The organism is Flavobacterium sp. FlaQc-57, assembly GCF_044007395.1.
Classification (GTDB): Bacteria; Bacteroidota; Bacteroidia; order Flavobacteriales; family Flavobacteriaceae; genus Flavobacterium.
In genome coordinates this window covers 61688-80704 of sequence record NZ_JBIPDA010000004.1, presented here as the reverse complement: position 1 = coordinate 80704, position 19017 = coordinate 61688, and the positions used below count along the sequence as shown (strand labels likewise).

The 19017-nt window shown below is 34.4% G+C and carries 15 protein-coding genes; 8 read left to right on the top strand and 7 right to left on the bottom strand.

Features of this window, described 5'->3' with window-relative positions; translation table 11 throughout:
* The first annotated feature begins 8 nt into the window (after positions 1 to 8).
* From ACHRVZ_RS13705 to ACHRVZ_RS13680, 6 genes are all read left to right on the top strand, one after another.
* Positions 9 to 3242, top strand: a complete 3234-nt coding sequence (locus ACHRVZ_RS13705) for a SusC/RagA family TonB-linked outer membrane protein (protein ID WP_395423150.1) — start codon at positions 9 to 11, stop codon at positions 3240 to 3242.
* 5 nt (positions 3243 to 3247) lie between these two features.
* Positions 3248 to 4762 carry a SusD/RagB family nutrient-binding outer membrane lipoprotein gene (locus ACHRVZ_RS13700; RefSeq protein WP_395423149.1) on the top strand — a complete coding sequence of 505 codons (1515 nt, stop codon included), beginning with the start codon at positions 3248 to 3250 and terminating at the stop codon, positions 4760 to 4762.
* A gap of 242 nt (positions 4763 to 5004) precedes the next feature.
* Positions 5005 to 8193: a SusC/RagA family TonB-linked outer membrane protein gene (locus ACHRVZ_RS13695; RefSeq protein WP_395423148.1), complete on the top strand. Its 3189-nt coding sequence runs from the start codon at positions 5005 to 5007 to the stop codon at positions 8191 to 8193.
* Between the two features lie 4 nt (positions 8194 to 8197).
* Positions 8198 to 9646 (top strand): RagB/SusD family nutrient uptake outer membrane protein, encoded by a 1449-nt coding sequence (locus ACHRVZ_RS13690; protein WP_395423147.1) that lies wholly within the window; start codon positions 8198 to 8200, stop codon positions 9644 to 9646.
* 89 nt (positions 9647 to 9735) lie between these two features.
* On the top strand, positions 9736 to 10470 hold the full coding sequence (gene rlmB, locus ACHRVZ_RS13685; RefSeq protein ID WP_395423146.1) for a 23S rRNA (guanosine(2251)-2'-O)-methyltransferase RlmB: 735 nt from the start codon (positions 9736 to 9738) through the stop codon (positions 10468 to 10470).
* 39 nt (positions 10471 to 10509) lie between these two features.
* Positions 10510 to 11313 (top strand): DUF2490 domain-containing protein, encoded by an 804-nt coding sequence (locus tag ACHRVZ_RS13680; RefSeq protein ID WP_395423145.1) that lies wholly within the window; start codon positions 10510 to 10512, stop codon positions 11311 to 11313.
* A gap of 5 nt (positions 11314 to 11318) precedes the next feature.
* Here the strand turns inward: ACHRVZ_RS13680 and ACHRVZ_RS13675 are convergent, their stop codons facing one another.
* Together ACHRVZ_RS13675 and ACHRVZ_RS13670 are read right to left on the bottom strand one after the other, a co-directional pair.
* Complete coding sequence (locus tag ACHRVZ_RS13675) at positions 11319 to 11843, bottom strand: hypothetical protein (RefSeq protein ID WP_395423144.1); 525 nt, start codon at positions 11841 to 11843, stop codon at positions 11319 to 11321.
* A 64-nt stretch (positions 11844 to 11907) separates the two neighbouring features.
* Positions 11908 to 12672, bottom strand: a complete 765-nt coding sequence (locus ACHRVZ_RS13670) for a rhomboid family intramembrane serine protease (protein WP_395423142.1) — start codon at positions 12670 to 12672, stop codon at positions 11908 to 11910.
* A 220-nt stretch (positions 12673 to 12892) separates the two neighbouring features.
* Between ACHRVZ_RS13670 and ACHRVZ_RS13665 the strand changes: the two genes are divergently transcribed.
* Positions 12893 to 14170, top strand: a complete 1278-nt coding sequence (locus tag ACHRVZ_RS13665; RefSeq protein ID WP_395423141.1) for a replication-associated recombination protein A — start codon at positions 12893 to 12895, stop codon at positions 14168 to 14170.
* A 13-nt stretch (positions 14171 to 14183) separates the two neighbouring features.
* On the opposite strand, the gene ACHRVZ_RS13660 is transcribed toward ACHRVZ_RS13665, so the two are convergent.
* Genes ACHRVZ_RS13660 through ACHRVZ_RS13645 form a run of 4 tightly spaced genes read right to left on the bottom strand, consistent with a single transcriptional unit; the run spans position 14184 to position 16781 of the window.
* Positions 14184 to 14924, bottom strand: coding sequence for a hypothetical protein (locus ACHRVZ_RS13660; RefSeq protein ID WP_395423140.1), 741 nt, complete (start codon positions 14922 to 14924; stop codon positions 14184 to 14186).
* Between the two features lie 2 nt (positions 14925 to 14926).
* On the bottom strand, positions 14927 to 15613 hold the full coding sequence (locus ACHRVZ_RS13655; RefSeq protein ID WP_395423139.1) for a YjjG family noncanonical pyrimidine nucleotidase: 687 nt from the start codon (positions 15611 to 15613) through the stop codon (positions 14927 to 14929).
* Positions 15614 to 15616: 3 nt separating this feature from the next.
* Positions 15617 to 16309 carry a DNA repair protein RadC gene (radC, locus tag ACHRVZ_RS13650; protein WP_395423138.1) on the bottom strand — a complete coding sequence of 231 codons (693 nt, stop codon included), beginning with the start codon at positions 16307 to 16309 and terminating at the stop codon, positions 15617 to 15619.
* A 10-nt stretch (positions 16310 to 16319) separates the two neighbouring features.
* Positions 16320 to 16781, bottom strand: coding sequence for a GNAT family N-acetyltransferase (locus tag ACHRVZ_RS13645; protein WP_395423137.1), 462 nt, complete (start codon positions 16779 to 16781; stop codon positions 16320 to 16322).
* A gap of 129 nt (positions 16782 to 16910) precedes the next feature.
* Here ACHRVZ_RS13645 and ACHRVZ_RS13640 point away from each other — a divergent pair, with 129 nt between their 5' ends.
* Positions 16911 to 17555, top strand: a complete 645-nt coding sequence (locus tag ACHRVZ_RS13640; RefSeq protein ID WP_395423135.1) for a DUF1287 domain-containing protein — start codon at positions 16911 to 16913, stop codon at positions 17553 to 17555.
* An 84-nt stretch (positions 17556 to 17639) separates the two neighbouring features.
* On the opposite strand, the gene murC is transcribed toward ACHRVZ_RS13640, so the two are convergent.
* A complete protein-coding gene (gene murC / locus ACHRVZ_RS13635; protein WP_395423133.1) occupies positions 17640 to 18995 on the bottom strand; it encodes a UDP-N-acetylmuramate--L-alanine ligase in 1356 nt (451 codons plus the stop codon).
* Positions 18996 to 19017: the final 22 nt, after the last annotated feature.

Below are 19017 nucleotides of genomic sequence, written 5' to 3'. Positions count from 1 at the left end.
ATTTAAAAATGAAACTAAAGTTCAATGGATTCTTAGTACTACTATTAGTGCTAATGGCGCAACTAACTTTTGCGCAAGAAAGAGCCGTTACAGGTACAGTTTCCGACAATGCAGGAATGCCCTTGCCAGGCGTAAGTGTATTAGTTAAGGGAACAAAATCTGGCACTCAAACAGATTTTGATGGGAAATTTTCTATCAAAGCATCAACAAACCAAATTTTGGTATTTAGCTACATTGGAATGAAAACCCAAGAGGTAGCCGCAAGCTCATCACTAATCAATGTAAAACTTGGTGATGCAGCACAGGAACTCGAAGGCGTTGTCGTTACAACGGCCCTTGGAGTTAAAAGAGAGAAAAAATCTTTAGGATATTCATCTCAATTAGTAACAGCTGATCAAGTAAACAGCTCTCCAACAAACAACTTCCTAAACAACTTATCAGGAAAAGTTGCAGGTTTGGAAGTTAAGACAAATTCTAACTTTGGAGGATCAACAAACATTGTACTAAGAGGTGTAAAAAGTATCACTGGTAACAACCAGGCCTTAATTGTTATTGACGGTGTTGCAGTTAGTAATGCCAATTTAAATGATACAGATTCACAAAACGGGAAACAAGGTTTTGACTTTGGTAACGCCGCATCTGATATTGACCCAAACAACATCGAAACAATTAACGTTCTTAAAGGTGCAGCAGCAACAGCTCTTTATGGTAGCCAAGCATCAAACGGAGCGATTATGATTACAACTAAAAAAGGAAAAAAGAATACTGCTTTAGGAGTTTCCGTTAGCTCAACGGTATCTGTTGGATCTATTGACAAAAGCACTATGCCAAGATACCAAACTCAATACGGTGAAGGATATGCTGGGGAAGACAGTAGTTATTCATCACCTGGTCTTTTTGGAGATCCAAATGCATTAGTGTCTTCAACAGGGGACGATGCTTCTTATGGAAACAAGTTCGACCCTAGCATCATGGTATACCAATGGAACGCATTTGTACTAGGAAACCCTAACTACGGAAAAGCAACTCCTTGGGTAGCAGCAAAAAACAACCCTACTTCATTTTTCCAAAAATCGACCACTTACACAAATAACGTAAATTTAAGTGGTGGTGATGACAAAGGATCATACAATCTTGGATTCACAAACATTAATAATACCGGTGTATTACCAAACAGTTTATTAAACAAAAACTCTCTTAACGGTAGCTTCTCAAGAAACTTATCCGACAGACTAACATCAACTGCGTTTTTTACTCTTACTGATCAAAATACAACTGGTAGAAATAATACTGGATATGGAGACAACTTTATTGGAGGTTTCAGACAATGGTGGGCAACAAACGTTGACATGAAAGAACTAGAAAGAGAATACAATAGAAGTGGTCAAAATACTACGTGGAACATGACTGATCCAACTAATGGTAATTTAGCAGCCAATTTCTGGAACAATCCTTACTTTGACAGATACCAAAACTACGAGCAAGATTCCAGAACAAGATTTTTAGCAGGAACAAGCCTATCTTACGAAATAGCTAAAGATTTCACAGTTTTAGGACGTGCAACTATTGATTACTCTAATGATCAACAAGAATTAAGAAAAGCTGTAGGTAGTCATGCTGAAACTTTTGGAATTAGTGGAGCCAATGACAGTTCAGGCTACTCTATTTATAAAAGAGATTTCATGCAACAAACTTACGACTTCATTGCTACGTACAATTTTCACCTAAATGATGATATTGGAGCAAAAGCATTAGGAGGATACACATTCTTAAGATCAGATGCTTACTCGATTCAATCTTCAACAACAGGAGGTTTAGCATCTCCAGGCTTATACACTTTAGAAAACTCAAATGTATTCTTACCTGCAAGAGAATCTCAAATTACTTATGAAAAATCTGGTTTGTATGCACAATTATCTTTAGACTACAAGAAAACATTATTCTTAGAAGGTTCTTTTAGAAATGACAAAAGTACAGCCCTTCCAACAGAAAACAGCAATTACAACTACTACTCTATTGGATCAAGTTTAATTTTTTCTGAATTATTACACCAAGATTGGCTATCATTAGGAAAAGTAAGAATTAACTATGCTCAAGTTGGTAATGACCCAGCAGCTGGTAGATTAGGAGCTAAAGTAAATAATTATGGAATCGATGGAAATCCTCTTTTCGGAAACAGCCCTACTTATTTAGATTTTGCTAATTTAAAACCGGAGACTCAAAAAGCCTGGGAAGCAGGTTTAGAGATGACAATGTTCAAAAACAGATTAAGCTTCGATTTGTCTTTATACAAAACAAATACAGAAGACCAAATCTTCAACGTACCACAATCAACTTCTACAGGTGTAAACTACTCAACTGTTAACGCTGGAGACATAGAAAACAAAGGTATTGAATTAGCCTTATCAGGAAAAGTAGTTAAAACAGATAATTTCACATGGGATCTTGGCATCAACTGGTCAACTAACAAAAACACTGTAAAATCTTTAAACCAAGGAAGAGACAACTTATTATTAGCAGATTTTCAAGGAGGAGCATCACTTAATGCAACTGTCGGACAATCATACGGAGCTTTAAGAGGAACTGACTATACTTATGACACTAAAGGAAATAGAGTGGTTGACGAAGACGGGTTTTACGTATTAGCATCAAACAAAGTTATTGGTAATACTCAAGCAAAATGGATTGGCGGTGTATCTAATAGATTTGCTTACAAAAACATCGCATTCAGCTTCTTGATTGACGTTAAAAAAGGAGGCGATATTTTCTCTTTAGATCAAGCTTATGGGCAAGAAACCGGAATCTACGATCTAGGATTAAATGACTTAGGAAACTCAGTAAGAAATCCTTTAACCGGAGGAAACGATAGTGGTGGTGTTATTTTACCTGGAGTAAAAGAAGACGGAACACCAAATACAACTAGAATAGATGCTTCAACATCAGGAACAGGTACTGCTTTCAGTTCAGACTCAAACCCAACAAAAGCTTATATATACGATGGCTCATTTGTTAAATTGAGAGAAGTAGCACTTACCTATACAGTTCCATCACAAATATTAGATAAACTAAAACTTAAAGGGTTATCTTTTAGTGTAATCGGAAACAACCTTTGGATCATTCAAAAAAACCTTCCATACGCTGACCCTGAAGCAGGTTCATCAGCAGGAAACATACAAGGATTTCAATCAGGAGTTATGCCAGCAACAAAAGTATACTCATTTAATGTAAAACTTAACTTCTAGTCAAAATGAAAAAGATATTCCTATCAATAGTAACACTAACCGTACTAACTCTATCGAGTTGTGTTAGTGACAATGAGAATTTTAATGATGACTCAAAAAAAGCTTATGACGCATCGGCAGAATCATTACTAACAAATGCTCAAAAAGAATTAACAGATCAATTAACAACTCCAAGTGTAAACAATAACCCACTTCGTTACTATGTACAATATTGGGCTGCTACATTGTATACTGCAGAGTCAAGATACAACTTAATAAATAGAACAATTCCAGATACCCACTGGACTAAATTATACCAAGATGTTCTAGGAAATCTTCAAACCTCTGAAGAAGTTTTAAGTAAAGAAACAAAACCCGCCACAGTATCTGACAGCGATTGGGCAAAGCAACAACAAAACAAAGTTGCTATACTTGAAGTTTTAAGAGTATATACTTATCAAATTTTGGTTGACACCTTTGGAGATGTTCCTTACACAGAATCATTACAAAACCCAAAAATCATTTTACCTAAGTATGATAATGATACTGAAATCTATCCAAAATTAATTACTCGTTTGAACGCTGCTATCGCAAAATTAGATACAAGCGGAAAAAGCTTTAATACAGGTGACTTAGTTTACAAAGGAGATGTTGCAAGTTGGAAAATATTTGCCAATTCATTAAAACTAAAACTAGGAACCAACCTTGCCGACATTAGCCCAGCTTTAGCTAAAACTACTATCGAAGAAGCTTATACAGCAGGAGTTTTATTAAAAAACCTTGAAAATGCATTATTTGTATACGCTTCGTTTGCCCCGAACTACAATCCTATTTTCGACAACTTGATCGCTAGTCAAAGAAATGATTTCGTTCCTGCAACAACAATAATTGACAGAATGAACTCAACATCAGACCCAAGAAGACCAATTTTCTTCACACCAATGGCTGATGGTTCATACAAAGGGGGAATACCTGGAGCCCAAAATGCTCTTCCATATGAATCTACATATTCTCACGTTGGTGATGCAATAAAAAAACCAGCGGCACCAGGTGTTTTACTAGAAGCATTTGAGGTTAATTTTTACTTAGCTGAAGCTGCCGCAAGAGGATATGCTGTAGGAAACACTCCAGAATATTATTACAAGAAAGCCATTACTTTATCTTGTGAATTCTGGGGAGTAACTCCAGAAGACACAAATACTTATTTAACTAATCCTCAGGTAGCTTATACTACAGCAGCCACAACACCAATAGCTGGTTTCCCAGGAACCGGTACAGGAACATGGCAAGAAAAAATTGGTTACCAAGAATGGATTGCTTTATATAATAGAAGTTTCCAATCCTGGACCGCATACAGAAGGCTAGATTTTCCAATCTTGATATCTCATCCAAGATCTGTAGCTGCTTCAGAAGGAAAAGTACCTGTTAGATGGACTTATCCAAGCGAAGAGCAAACAGTTAACGGTACAAACTGGGCTGCTGCCTCTACTGCAATTGGCGGAGACAAATTAACTACAAAAATTTTCTGGGATAAATTCTAATTCCAAAACCCATAATTACAAAACCATCGGCTTAGCCGATGGTTTTTTTTTGCTTTAACTTTATGGAAAGCTGTAAAAACATAAAAAAAACAAAAAGTTTTGGCTCGTAATGTGTTATTATTCATAGCAAAACCAGTCCAAATGTTAAAATATCATTACTTGGACGTAAAAAAGAAGCACTTTAACTAGGAACATTAACAATTAATTAGGATTTTTGCGATACTAATTCAAAACATTTAAAAATGAAACTAAAATTCAATGGTTTTATAGTACTATTACTAGTACTAATGGCGCAGATCACATTTGCGCAAGAAAGAGTTGTTTCAGGAATTGTTTCTGACAATACAGGAATGCCTATACCGGGTGTTAGTGTATTAGTGAAAGGAACAAAGACAGGAACACAAACAGATTTTGACGGAAAGTATTCTATTAAAGCTTCTCCAAGTCAAATTTTGGTCTTTACTTACATTGGGATGAAAGCAAAAGAAGAACCTGCTACATCTACAACTGTTAACGCTAAACTAGCAGGAGACGCACTAGAACTTGAAGGAGTTGTCGTAGTTGCCTTTGGAACTCAAAAAAAATCTGAGATCACTGGAGCTGTTACAAAAATTGATGCAAAAGCATTAGAGAACACTCAAGCGTCAAATGCTATTCAATCTTTAACTGGTAAAGTTGCCGGTGTACAAATTCAAGCGAACTCAGGACAACCAGGTGATGCACCTCAGGTACGTTTTAGAGGTATTGGATCATTATCATCTTCTAACGCACCTTTATACGTTGTTGACGGTATTCCATACAATGGTGACATCAATGCTATTGCAACGCAAGATATTGAGTCGATTTCCTTTTTGAAAGATGCATCTTCAAATGCCTTATATGGTAGTAGAGGAGCAAATGGTGTAATCATCGTTACGACTAAAAAAGGTAAAAAAGGACAATTGAAAGTAACTTACGAAACTAAAATCGGAGTTAACTCAAGAGCAGTTCCTGAATATGACATGATTACTGATCCGGGAGAATACTACAAAGCTTCTTATAACAGAATCAGAAACGGATTAATATATGAAGAAGAAACTCCTGGTGCGGCATCTACAATAGCATCTCAAACTTTAATTAGTGGAGCAGAATACTCTTTAGGATACAACAATTATAATGTTCCTAATGGTCAAGTAATAAATCCAGCAACTGGACAACTAAATACTAATGCAAAATTATTATATCACGACGATTGGGCTAAAGCATTATTTAGAGACGCAACAAGAACGGAACATTTCTTAAGCTTATCAAGCAGCACTGACAACCTTAGTTCTTATTTATCTGTTGGATATCTAAAAGATAATGGTTACACAGTTAATTCAGATTTTAAACGTGCTACGATTAGAGCAAATGTAGATTATAATGTAAACAGCAAAATAAAAGTTGGAGCTAACTTAAACTATGCTAACTCAGATCAAAATGCACCAATCTCGCAAGTAAGCTCTGGAACTTATAGTAACTTATTTAGCTGGGCTAGAAACATAGCTCCTATCTACACAATCTACCAAAGAGATGCTGCTGGTAATTACGTAACGAATAAAGAGGGAGGTAGAGTTTATGACTTTAACCAATCTGGAGATCGTCCTTATGGAGCAAATTTAAATCCATATGCGACTACTTTATTGAACACAAATTTAAATCAAGAAAATAAATTTGGCGCTAGAGGATATGTATCTATTGATTTCTTAAAAAACTTCAATTTCAGATATAACCTTGGATATGACTTAATGTCTGGATATTACCTAAATGCTACAACTGGAGAAGGTGGTGATGACATGGGAGTAGGTGGTAGAATTGGTACTGCTTCACAAGATGATTATACAATCACTAACCAACAATTATTATCTTGGAAAAAATCATTCGGAAACCACAATTTGGATATCCTTGTTGGTCATGAATCATCTGATTTTAAATCAAAAATGTTAGCGGGACAAAAAAGTGGTGTCATGATACCTGGACTACCTAACCTAAGTAATGCTACTAAATATAACTATGTAGATGGTTATAATGATTTATATAAAGTTGAAGGATACTTCTCAAGAATAACTTACAGCTACAACGACAAATACTTTGTAAATGGAAGTTTTAGAAGAGATGGATCATCAGTATTTGCACCTGAAAACAGATGGGGTAACTTCTACGGTTTTGGAGCAGCATGGTCTGTAATGAAAGAATCTTTCTTCCCTAAATCTAAAGTGATTACAGATCTTAGAATTAAAGGTAGTTATGGAGAACAAGGAAATGACAACATTTACTACCCGTCAAGTGCACAAATTCAGCACCGTAGTTACTTTGGTTCATCAAGAAACTACTACGCATACGAAAACCAATACGATATTGTACCAGATGCTGAAGGAAACGCAACAGTTCTTCAAGTATTCACTGGAAACAGAGATATCAAATGGGAAGTTTCTAAAAACCTGAACGTTGGATTCGAAATCGAATTATTCAACAGAGTGAATCTTGAAGCTGAATATTTTGAAAGAAAAGTAAGTGATTTAATTTACAACAGACCACTATCTCCATCAACAGGAACAAACTTTATCAGTGAAAACATTGGAGACATGGTTAACAGAGGTGTTGAGATCAATCTTGGTGTAGACATCATTAAAACTGAAGATCTTGACTTTAACATCTGGGCAAACGGAACTCATTACAAAAATGAAGTAACTTCATTACCAAGTCCATTTACATCTGGAAATTTCCGTTTTGAAGTTGGAGCTCCTGCATATGCATACTACTTAAGAGAATTTGCCGGTGTTGACAAAACTAATGGAGATGCATTATGGTATATGGATGAAAAAGACACATCTGGAAATGTAACTGGTAAAACAACAACTAATGTCTATGGAAATGCAACTCAATATTTAAGCGATAAAGATGCAAATCCAACGGTATACGGAGGTTTTGGAACAGTAGTACGTTACAAAAACTTAACATTACAAGGAAGTTTCGCTTATCAATTAGGAGGATATATGTACGATAACGTTTACCAAGGAGCAATGTATTCTGGAGGAGATAATGTTGGACAAAACTTCCATAAAGATGTAGAAAAAGCATGGAGTATAGACAATCCAAATTCTAATATACCAAGAATTGACCACATTTCTATTTATCAATCGGCTGCTTCTGATTATTTCTTAATAAAATCAGATTATTTAAGCTTACAAGATGTTTCTTTATCTTATGATTTCAAGAACAGTAAACTTACAGATCTTGGAATTACATCTACTAAATTTAGCGTAATGGGAACAAACTTAGCATTATGGTCAGAAAGAAAAGGTATGGACCCAAGATTAAACAATTTAGGTTCTAGATCAAACAATGGTCAATCTTTGAATGTATATGGAGTAATGAAAACTATCTCATTTGGTTTAACAGTAAATTTTTAAGAACATGAAAAAAATATTAATATTATCAATATCTCTGTTGATACTCACAGGTTGCTCAAAAGATTTTCTTGACACCAAACCAGAATCAACAATAACTGATGAACAACTTGAAACCTCTACCGAGGCAAATCAAGCAATTATCGCCGGAGTATATTCAGCCTTAAGATCTTTCGGTCTATCTAACTCAGCTAGCCATGAAGATTACGGTCATAAATCTATTCTAGTAGCGATGGACATGATGTCTAACGATATGTTGATGACTAAGTCAAGTTGGTACAGTTCTTTCTATAATTACTTAGGAAGAGTACAAACCAACTCAAGAGCAAAATTAGCATGGAGTATCTACTACCCACAAATTAAGACTGTAAACACAGTTCTTACTCTGCTTCCAGCTAAGACTGACAATGCAAAACTAAATGCGCAAAGAGGACAAGCTTTAGCTTTAAGAGGTTATTTTTACTTTATGCTAGCACGTATGTACGGTCCTACTTATGTTGGTAATGAATCTAAATTATGTGTACCTATTTACACTGAAGTATCTTTCGACGGTAAAGCGAGAGCTACTGTCGCTCAAGTGTATACTCTAATTCAAGCTGATTTGGAAGAGTCTGTTGAATTACTTCAAGGTTATTCTCGTAACAACAAAGATGGATTAGACCAATCTGTAGCACAAGCATTTTTGGCTGATGTTTACTTAGAAATGGGAAAATATCCACAAGCTGCTGATTTAGCTCATAAAGCGAGACAAAAATACACTTTACTTAGTAAAGCAGATTGGAACAATGGTTTCTACGACATGGCTACTGGTAATGAAACAATGTGGGGAGCAACAATTACATCTGCACAAAGTAGTTTCGTAGCAAGTTTCTTTGGTCATTTCGACAATACAAATAATTCAGGATATGCTGGAGGTTTAGGAGTATACAAAAACATAGATAAAAATCTTTACGAAAGTATTTCTGATACTGATTATAGAAAAGCTGCGTTTGTATCACCTACTACTGGAAATCCAACTTATCCTTCATTACCAGCATATGCTAATACAAAATTCAGAGATCCAACTATTGATTCTGGAGATTATATCTACATGAGATCTGCTGCTTTATATTACATTGAAGCTGAAGCTTTAGCAAGATCAGGAAATGAAGGTACAGCAAAACAAGTTTTATATGATATTACAATTACAAGAGATCCTTCTTATGTATTATCTACAAAATCAGGAGCTGCTTTAATCAATGAAATCATTCTTCAAAAAAGAATTGAATTATGGGGAGAAGGTTATGCTTGGTTTGACATGAAGCGTTTAAAAGTTGGTCTTACTAGAGATTATCCTGGAACGAATCATCCAGCTTTCGGTAAATTAAACATCCCTGCAACAGATAATAGATTTATCTTCCAGATTCCACAGGCTGAAATTGATGCTAACCCATTAATTGAACAAAGCCCACTATAATTCTAATAGTGACCTAAATTATACATTAAACCACTCTGTTCATTCAGAGTGGTTTTTTTTTATATCAACATTATACCTATATTTGTCCCATGGAAAAAGAACATCAAATTTTTGGAATTAGAGCCATTATAGAAGCAATTCAAGCAGGAAAAGAAGTCGATAAAGTATTTATACAAAAAGAAATTTCTGGAGAATTAATGAAAGATTTAATGAAAGTGATGAAACGCGCTAACATTAATTTCTCCTACGTACCTGTAGAAAAGTTAAATCGATTAACACCAAACAACCATCAGGGAGCAGTTGCTACCATCTCTCCTATTGGATTTATAGAACTCGAACATTTAGTTGAATCGACTATTGCTTCTGGTTCAAAACCATTATTTTTAATATTAGATCAAATTTCTGATGCCCGTAATTTTGGAGCTATTATCAGAACAGCAGAATGTACTGGTGTAAACGGAATCATTGTGCAAAAATCCGGTTCGGCGCCTGTAAACGGAGACACAGTTAAAACCTCTGCCGGAGCTGTATTTAATGTGCCTATTTGTAAAGTTGAACATATTAAAGATGCTATTTTTTATCTTCAGGGATCAGGAATTAAAACAGTTGCTGCTACGGAAAAAACAGATCAAAACATTTATGATGTTACACTAAACGAACCGGTAGCAATTATCATGGGATCTGAGGAAAGAGGAATAAATCCTTCTGTACTTAAAATTGTTGATGAAAAAGCAAAATTACCAATGTTCGGATCGATAGGATCTCTAAACGTTTCTGTTGCCTGCGGAGCATTTTTATACGAGACTGTTCGACAAAGAAGTTAAATAGTATTGAGATACGATGACAAATAAATAAACAAATTAATGTCTTCAAAATCTACTCACAACATATTATTTTTTAAAATCTGTAGCTTATTTGTAGTTTTTATAACTACAAATTTAAGCTTCGGACAAACCACTACTTACGGACAATCGTGGAATGAAGTTCAATTCAATAGAACTATCAATGAAAAGTGGTCAACTGAATTGAATATTGGTAATTCATTTAGCAGCACCGCCACTTCCTCAAACATCTTTCAACAAAACACTCAAAACTCATTTAGGGTTTGGGCGCATTATTACTTAACTCCGAGGTGGAAACTTTCATCATTTATTGCCTACTATGACAATAAAGATGTACCAGAAATAGGTCAGTTTAAATCACCTGAATGGAGATATTCATTACAAGGAATTTACTACCTGCATAAAACGGGCTATACTTTGAGCACCAGAATGCGACTAGAACTTAGACACATGAGAAACGGTGATGACGATTATGAAAATGTTCTTCGCTATCGTCAGCAAATAAAATACATCCAACCTATAAACAGTAAAGTCCTAAGAGAAGGAGTTATTTATGCCATAGCCTCGGATGAATTATTTTTTAAATCCGGAACTAAAGTAACCGGACTAAGTTTTTTTGACCGTAATCGATTAAATGTAGGTGCTGGGTATCTATTCAGCGATGATATACAAGTAGAGCTCACTTATGCTAATGAATATCTTCCAAGAGATGAAGAGAATCAAATAGTAAATGCCGCAGCTTTAACTATCACGTTTAATAATCTGTTTAAAAAAATTGGCAAAAAATTACTTCATCAAGATCACACCTCAAACAAAGAAGACTAAATAGATTATTTACCTGATTCTTCTTTCTTCCCATCTCCTTTCAAAAAGCATTTTAACTGCTGTACGATGGCATCTTTATGGAGTTTAAAAGCATAATCACGTATAAACTCAGTTCCTTCCATATTTATCTCTGCCAATACTGCTTCAAACTTAGAAAAAGCATCAATATCCTTTTCATCAATTAAATAAAGCACTTGCATAATTGAATCATTACGCCTGTATTGTGTGTCGTAATGTGCTAGTTTATATGATTTATTATTATTCAGATGAATAACTAAATCATCTTTAATTTTTTTCCCCTCTTGCTTAGGCGGAAATGGGATAGGCTGTAAAGAGACGAAGTAATGCTCTTTATCGGTTACAATATTTATTTTTAATGATTTAGACTTGGTTGAATAAAAAACAGCCGGCTCAAAATAATACATCATCGAGCCATCAGCTTGTACTCTATTTTTCACATCGCACTGCGCGGTAGCGTTCAGGCTGAAAGAAATCACAAAAACTAAAATTGCAAAACTTATCCTTTTCATAGTAAATTAAATAAAGTTAGGAATGCTTTTAACAAAAATAGTCAATTATTATCAAATCGAATATTTACATTTTATCATCTGATTCCGCTTTTGTCACTGTATAGAGAACTGAAACATCTGAATTGTAATAGGTTGAAAAAATCTCGTCTTCAGGTTCTGGAATTTCAGTATTGACAAAATTTCCATTTTCGTCAAAATGCTTCATAAAAGCATCTTCGTCAGGATTGAAATCCGGTCTTTGCCAATCGTAAACAATAGGTTTTGCATATTCAGGCGCTTTATACAATAGAGACATTATAAATCCGGTAATAAAACCAGCCAAGTGACCTTCCCAGGAAATCGTTTTATCTACTTCTGGAAAAACATACCAAATCATACCTCCATAAAGCAAAATAACAGATAACGAAAGTGCCACTAAACGATAATAGCGCGTTTGGATTCCTTTAAAGAAAATAAAGCTAACCAAAACATAAATTAGCCCACTAGCTCCAATATGAAAATTTTCTCGGCCTATAATCCAAGTAATCAAACCCGAAAACAAAATTCCGTAAACGATTACTAAAAAAGTTTGCTTGGGATAAAAAAACTTCAAAGCAGCTAACAGCACTAAAAGCGGAATGGAGTTATTATAAAGATGACTTAAATTTTCATGAATAAAAGGGCTAAACAAAACTCCTTGCAGTCCAGAAAAACTGCGAGGATAAATGCCATTTTGATAAAAATCGAAATCATATCGAATTTGGACCCAGTAAATAATCCACAAAAAAAGGACAAAAAATACCGGAAGCCCAATAACGGCATTCGAAAATTTAAAGTGGTTATCATTCATTGTTTTTGAAAATAAAGTTAAAAAGAGAACATCAAAAAACTATCCAATTACAATTTACTGATAATTTGTCAGCTATCTCAAATATTCTCACTTACCGATTCTAGCCCTGATGGGAGCGATATCCTTTTTCTGGCTTCTTTAGCCAGGAAAAGATATAGAGGACAGCAGGAATAGCTCCCGAAAACTATAAAATTTGAACTGAAAATAGTAATTTTACAAAATGGAAGCACCTTTAGCCGAGCGTATTCGCCCACAGCAATTAACAGATTACATCAGTCAGAGTCATTTGGTTGGGCCAAACGGATCATTAACACAACAAATTTCGAAGGGAATTATTCCGTCTTTAATATTTTGGGGACCTCCCGGAACTGGAAAAACAACTTTGGCTCAAATTATAGCGCAAGAATCCAAGAGACCGTTCTATATCCTGAGTGCAATAAACTCGGGTGTTAAAGACATTAGAGATGTAATCGAAAAAGCCAAACAAAGTGGAGGATTGTTTACCGCTAAAAACCCGATTTTATTTATTGATGAGATTCATCGATTCAGTAAATCTCAACAAGATTCGCTTTTAGCTGCTGTTGAAAAAGGCTGGATTACGCTTATCGGAGCGACAACTGAAAACCCAAGTTTTGAAGTTATTCCTGCATTATTGTCACGTTGTCAAGTTTATATCCTCAATGCTTTTACAAAAGCTGACTTAGAAGCGCTACTCTATCGTGCAATGAAAACGGATACTCATTTAGCATCAAAAAACATTAAACTAAAGGAAACGGAAGCTTTGCTCCGACTTTCTGGCGGAGACGGACGAAAACTACTGAACATTTTTGAACTTGTTATAAACGCTTCTTCTAATGATGAAATAATTATTACAAATGATCGTGTTTTTGAATTGGTTCAACAAAATACGGTTTTGTATGACAAAAGCGGTGAACAGCATTACGATATTGTTTCGGCATTTATAAAATCTATTCGTGGCAGCGACCCAAATGGAGCAGTTTATTGGCTGGCCAGAATGATTGAAGGCGGTGAAGATGTAAAATTTATTGCCCGCAGAATGCTTATTTTATCAAGTGAAGATATAGGAAATGCAAATCCGACTGCGTTTATAATGGCAAACAACACATTTCAAGCGGTGACAACAATTGGATATCCTGAAAGTAGAATTATATTGAGTCAATGTGCAATTTATTTGGCAACATCTCCAAAAAGTAATGCTTCGTATATGGCGATTGGAAGCGCACAACAATTAGTAAAACAGACTGGTGATTTGCCGGTTCCAATTCATTTAAGAAATGCTCCCACCAAACTTATGAAAGAATTGGGTTATGGTGACGATTATAAATATTCGCACGATTATGCAAATAATTTTGCCGAGCAGGAGTTTTTACCCGATGCCATAAAAAAAACGGTTCTTTACAATCCGGGAAACAATTCTAGAGAGAACAGCAACCGCGAATTTTTAAAGAACCGTTGGAAAGATAAATACGGTTATTGAACCGTATTTTATTTTAGAATTTTACTGAAACTTTTTCAGAAACTAATTGATCATTTTTGTAATACTCAAAAAACCATTGATTGTCTTTTGCATTCAAAGTTCCCTGAACACCATCTTTTATTGCAATAAATGAATCAGATCGTGATGTTTTAAGTAACTTCATAACCACTTTTGGCGTTTTGTCAATCAATTGAAAACCATTATCTGTTGGTTGCGCGTACAATAAATTCGGATCTTTAACATCTGCAACCGGAGTTGATACAGCCGCAGCCGCAGGAGTCAGTGGCACCATTGCTACAGATGTTGAAGTTTTTGCACTGTTACCCACTTTTCCATTATATTTATAATGTAAAGCATTTATAGAAACAAATGCCAAATTAAGACATTCTCTATACGCTGCTTCATAATCTTTTTCTTTGCTTTTACCTACTTCAGATGTATAGATTACTTTTCCATAACAATCTTTAAACTCTACAAAAAGCTTCGTAACTAAAAAAGCGTTGTCTTTTTTTACATCTACATATAAAAGATCACAACGATCGCCAAATCCTTCCGGAAGAACTTCATTGCCATAAAAAGCCTGAAAACCTGCTTTATTCAAATTTGACTTTGTCATTGTTGACATTCTATATTGGTTTTCCGATTTAAGAAAATCATATCTCAAGGGTACAATAACTCCTTTGTAATCATTAACCGATTGTGAAAACCCCATAACTGAAGTAATAAGTGCAATCAACAAAAATTTAATTCTCATAATTATAAATATTTTTTAAGTTCTAATAAATGATTTATTTGTTTGATATTAGTTGGAGCCTCAACATTTTTCTCATTAAAAAAAATAGCATCTAAACCAGCATTTAATGCCCCGTTGACATCAGCATCAAGACAGTCGCCTATCATTACACTACTTTCTTTTGAAGCCTGAGACACCTTTATAGCATAATCAAAGATAATACTATTTGGCTTTTTCACACCCGCTAACTCAGAATTTGTTATGGTACTAAAATAATCAGAAAGTTGCGCGTTATTAATTTTCTTATCCTGAACCTTTGCAAAACCGTTGGTGATGATATGCAATTTATATTTAGGTTTAAGATATTCTAAAACTTCTATAGCACCATCAAAAAGATGATTATTATCGGTTAGAAATTCAATATAATCTTCTGAAATTTGATCAATCTCTTCATCAGAAATTTCAACATTTAAAGCATCGAATGAAAATTTCAATCTATTGTAACGTAATTCCTGATGTGTAATTTTATCATGTTGATACAACTTCCAGCATTCCTGATTTATTGGAGCGTACTTTTCTATAAAATCCTGAACTTTAATTTCGGGAAATCTACTTTTAAAAATTCGATCAAAAGTCATTTCTGAGTTTTTATCAAAATCCCAGAGCGTGTGATCTAAATCAAAAAAAACATCGGTAATAGTGGTATTCATAAGTTAAAATATTCCTTCATCTGCAAAACTATAATATTTTGTTTCAGTTATAATCAAATGATCTAAAACTTTAACATCTAAACTCTCACCTGCAAGCTTTAATTTGTTTGTTATTTGTTTATCTGCTTCACTTGGCACTAAAGATCCTGAAGGATGATTATGACACAAAATCAGGCCCGTAGCTCTATTCTCAAGTGCTAATTTAAAAACCAATCGTACATCAACAATTGTCCCGGTAATTCCTCCTTTGCTTAATTGGGCTTTAGAAATTATTTTACTGGAATTATTAAGAAAAATTACCCAGAATTCTTCATGAAAAAGCTCGCCTATAATGGGCTGCATGATTTCAAAAACAACTTTACTAGAGGTAACTTTATTATTGAATTCCAAAGTAGCTTCGCTTCTCTGCCTCCTGCCTAATTCTAAGGCTGCAACAATTGTAACAGCCTTTGCTTCTCCAATTCCTTTAAAACTCATTAATTGGGAAAGAGATAATTTACCCAAAGAATTTAAATTACCTACACTACTCAAAATGCGTTTGCCTAAATCAACTGCCGATTCATTGCGGCTTCCTGATCCAATCAAAACAGCAATGAGCTCAGCATTACTCAAAACTTCTTTGCCTTTGAGCATTAGTTTTTCACGCGGACGATCTTCTTCAGACCAATCTGTTATAGGAAAATAAGTTGGTTCCATTTGTTAAAAATTAAATAATAGATTTACTCATGCAAACACTATTCTTTAAACCAACATAAGGCTCATAGTTTTCTACGATTTCAAATCCAACTTTTTGATACAAACCAATAGCTTCAATTTGCTTATATAACGTTTCCAAAATCAAAACTTCAAAACCTTGATCTTTCGCCATTAATTCAAGTTCTTTTATTACAAGTTGAGCTAAACCTAAACCCCTTGCTTCTGGCGCAACAAACATTCGTTTTAGCTCTACTTTATTTTCACTATACTTCTTAAAGCAACCGCTTCCAACAGCCTTTTCATCCAAATAGATTAGAACTACATTCGAGTTGAACTCTATTATATTATTGCCCCAGTATTCCTTTTTTAGTTCAGGATAACGCTCCCATAAAAATGCGTCAAAGGTTTTTATTAATGCTATAAAATCCGGGTTTTCACTTGTTGTTTTCACAACTTTTATTCTTGAATTCATTTTACTATAATCTTAAAAATGCTAATATATTTAAAAAATAAGAAAAATCACTCACAAAAAATCATTACTATTTTTTAATTAATTAATTTTAAAGACAAATCAGTCATATAATCCTGGCAATTCAAATGTATGAAGTACCTATTTACTCTAGTAATCGTTTTACTTTTCTTTTCATGTAATCACAAAGAAAAAAACATAGCTCTCACTCAGGCTTCTGAACTCATTGCTAAGGCTTTCCCTGAAAAATTATCTGAGGCAGCAATCTCCATAATTGACCCAACTGTCGATTATGATCCGGCATATTTTTCTATAGAATATCCAAATGGAGATGTACCTAAAAACAAAGGCGTTTGTACCGATGTTATCATTCGATCGTATCGAAAACTAAACATTGATTTACAAAAAGAAGTTCACGAAGACATGATGAAACATTTCTCAGAATATCCAAATTTAAAAAAATGGGGAATGACAAAAACAGATACTAACATTGACCATAGAAGGGTTCCTAATTTGGAAATATTCTTTGAACGAAAAGGAGAAAAACTGCCTGTAACTCAAAATCCTAAAGACTACAAAACCGGAGAAATTGTCACCTGGCTCATTAATGATAAGCTACCTCATATTGGTATTGTAACCAACAAAAAATCTCTTGACGGAAAACGAAATCTTATCGTTCACAATGTTGGCGGCGGCCAAGTATTAGAAGATTATTTGTTTGATTACAAAATTGTTGGACATTATAAATACTGGAAAGAGAATGAGATAATTAGATAATTTGTCAATTAGAAAATTAAACTTAAAAAAAATGCCAATTACAAAACTGCAATTGGCACATTATCTCATTATCGAATTGACTAGTTAGCTAATTAGCTCTTTTACTTCGTCAAAATTCAGTCCTCCATAATTTCCTGAACTCATTAATAACAGAGCCGAATTATCAAGATTTAAATTGAAAAGATAATCTTTAAACTCTGCCGGATTGGTATAAATAATCAAATCTTCACGATTAAAAGCCGTTGCAATTTGTTCGTATGTAACTTCTTCCAACTGTTTAATTTTTACTGCATCTGGCGAATAAAATACTACAGCAACATCAGCATATTCAAGTGCTCCTTCGTATTCTTTTAAAAATTCGGCATTCAAACTGCTGTAAGTATGCAACTCTAAACATGCTACTAAAGTTCTGTTTGGATATTGTTCTTTCACTGCTTTTGTAGTCGCAGCCACTTTACTTGGCGAATGTGCAAAATCTTTGTAAGCAACCTTACCTTTTCCTTCAGCAATTTTTTCTAAACGTTTAGACGCACCTTTAAAACTGGCAATAGCCTCATAAAAATCAGCTTCATCTACACCCATGTTTTGGCAAATCCATTTGGCTCCGGCTAAATTATTTAAATTATGCGCACCAAAAACTTCAATTGGCATATCGCCTTCTGGAGTTTCCAACAAAGTTACTCCGTCGCTTACACTATATTTTGGCGTTGAATAAGCCAATTTACGAATTGGATTTATAGCTGCTTCAGCAACACGTTTTACTTCAGCATCATCTTCATTATAAACTAAGATTCCTCCATTGGTAATCTTCGCAATAAAAATTTCAAATTGCTCTACATAGTTTTCATACGTTGGAAAAACATTAATATGATCCCAGGCAATTCCGGAAATCAAAGCAATGTTTGGTTGATATAAATGAAATTTTGGACGTCTGTCTATTGGAGAAGATAAATACTCATCGCCTTCCAGAACCATAAAATCATTTTCTTCTGTAAGATGCACCATGGTATCAAAACCTTCTAATTGTGCACCAACCATATAGTCGACTTCGATATTATGATAATGCATAACATGCAAAATCATCGAAGTAATAGTTGTTTTCCCATGAGAACCACCAATTACAACACGCGTTTTATTTTTAGATTGTTCGTATAAAAACTCTGGATATGAATAAATTTTCAAACCTAACTCTTGTGCTTTCAATAACTCCGGATTATCAGCTTTTGCGTGCATACCTAAGATTATAGCATCAATATCAGCAGTAATTTTTTCAGGAAACCAACCCAACTCAGCCGGTAGAATTCCTTTTTTTTCTAATCTTGATTTTGATGGTTCAAAAATAGCATCATCACTACCTGTAACCTGATATCCTTTATTATGTAATGCTAATGCTAAGTTGTGCATGGCACTTCCGCCTATTGCGATGAAATGTGTTCTCATTTAAAATGTTTGATCGTTAAAC

What these genes read in the sequence shown, in the direction of transcription:
- radC (WP_395423138.1), bottom strand. Translation starts at nt 16,309, where the DNA reads ATGGAACCAACTTATTTTCCTATAACAGATTGGTCTGAAGAAGATCGT.
- ACHRVZ_RS13700 (WP_395423149.1), top strand. Translation starts at nt 3,248, where the DNA reads ATGAAAAAGATATTCCTATCAATAGTAACACTAACCGTACTAACTCTA.
- ACHRVZ_RS13705 (WP_395423150.1), top strand. Translation starts at nt 9, where the DNA reads ATGAAACTAAAGTTCAATGGATTCTTAGTACTACTATTAGTGCTAATG.
- murC (WP_395423133.1), bottom strand. Translation starts at nt 18,995, where the DNA reads ATGAGAACACATTTCATCGCAATAGGCGGAAGTGCCATGCACAACTTA.
- rlmB (WP_395423146.1), top strand. Translation starts at nt 9,736, where the DNA reads ATGGAAAAAGAACATCAAATTTTTGGAATTAGAGCCATTATAGAAGCA.
- ACHRVZ_RS13695 (WP_395423148.1), top strand. Translation starts at nt 5,005, where the DNA reads ATGAAACTAAAATTCAATGGTTTTATAGTACTATTACTAGTACTAATG.
- ACHRVZ_RS13670 (WP_395423142.1), bottom strand. Translation starts at nt 12,672, where the DNA reads ATGAATGATAACCACTTTAAATTTTCGAATGCCGTTATTGGGCTTCCG.
- ACHRVZ_RS13655 (WP_395423139.1), bottom strand. Translation starts at nt 15,613, where the DNA reads ATGAATACCACTATTACCGATGTTTTTTTTGATTTAGATCACACGCTC.
- ACHRVZ_RS13660 (WP_395423140.1), bottom strand. Translation starts at nt 14,924, where the DNA reads ATGAGAATTAAATTTTTGTTGATTGCACTTATTACTTCAGTTATGGGG.
- ACHRVZ_RS13640 (WP_395423135.1), top strand. Translation starts at nt 16,911, where the DNA reads ATGAAGTACCTATTTACTCTAGTAATCGTTTTACTTTTCTTTTCATGT.
- ACHRVZ_RS13665 (WP_395423141.1), top strand. Translation starts at nt 12,893, where the DNA reads ATGGAAGCACCTTTAGCCGAGCGTATTCGCCCACAGCAATTAACAGAT.
- ACHRVZ_RS13645 (WP_395423137.1), bottom strand. Translation starts at nt 16,781, where the DNA reads ATGAATTCAAGAATAAAAGTTGTGAAAACAACAAGTGAAAACCCGGAT.
- ACHRVZ_RS13680 (WP_395423145.1), top strand. Translation starts at nt 10,510, where the DNA reads ATGTCTTCAAAATCTACTCACAACATATTATTTTTTAAAATCTGTAGC.
- ACHRVZ_RS13690 (WP_395423147.1), top strand. Translation starts at nt 8,198, where the DNA reads ATGAAAAAAATATTAATATTATCAATATCTCTGTTGATACTCACAGGT.
- ACHRVZ_RS13675 (WP_395423144.1), bottom strand. Translation starts at nt 11,843, where the DNA reads ATGAAAAGGATAAGTTTTGCAATTTTAGTTTTTGTGATTTCTTTCAGC.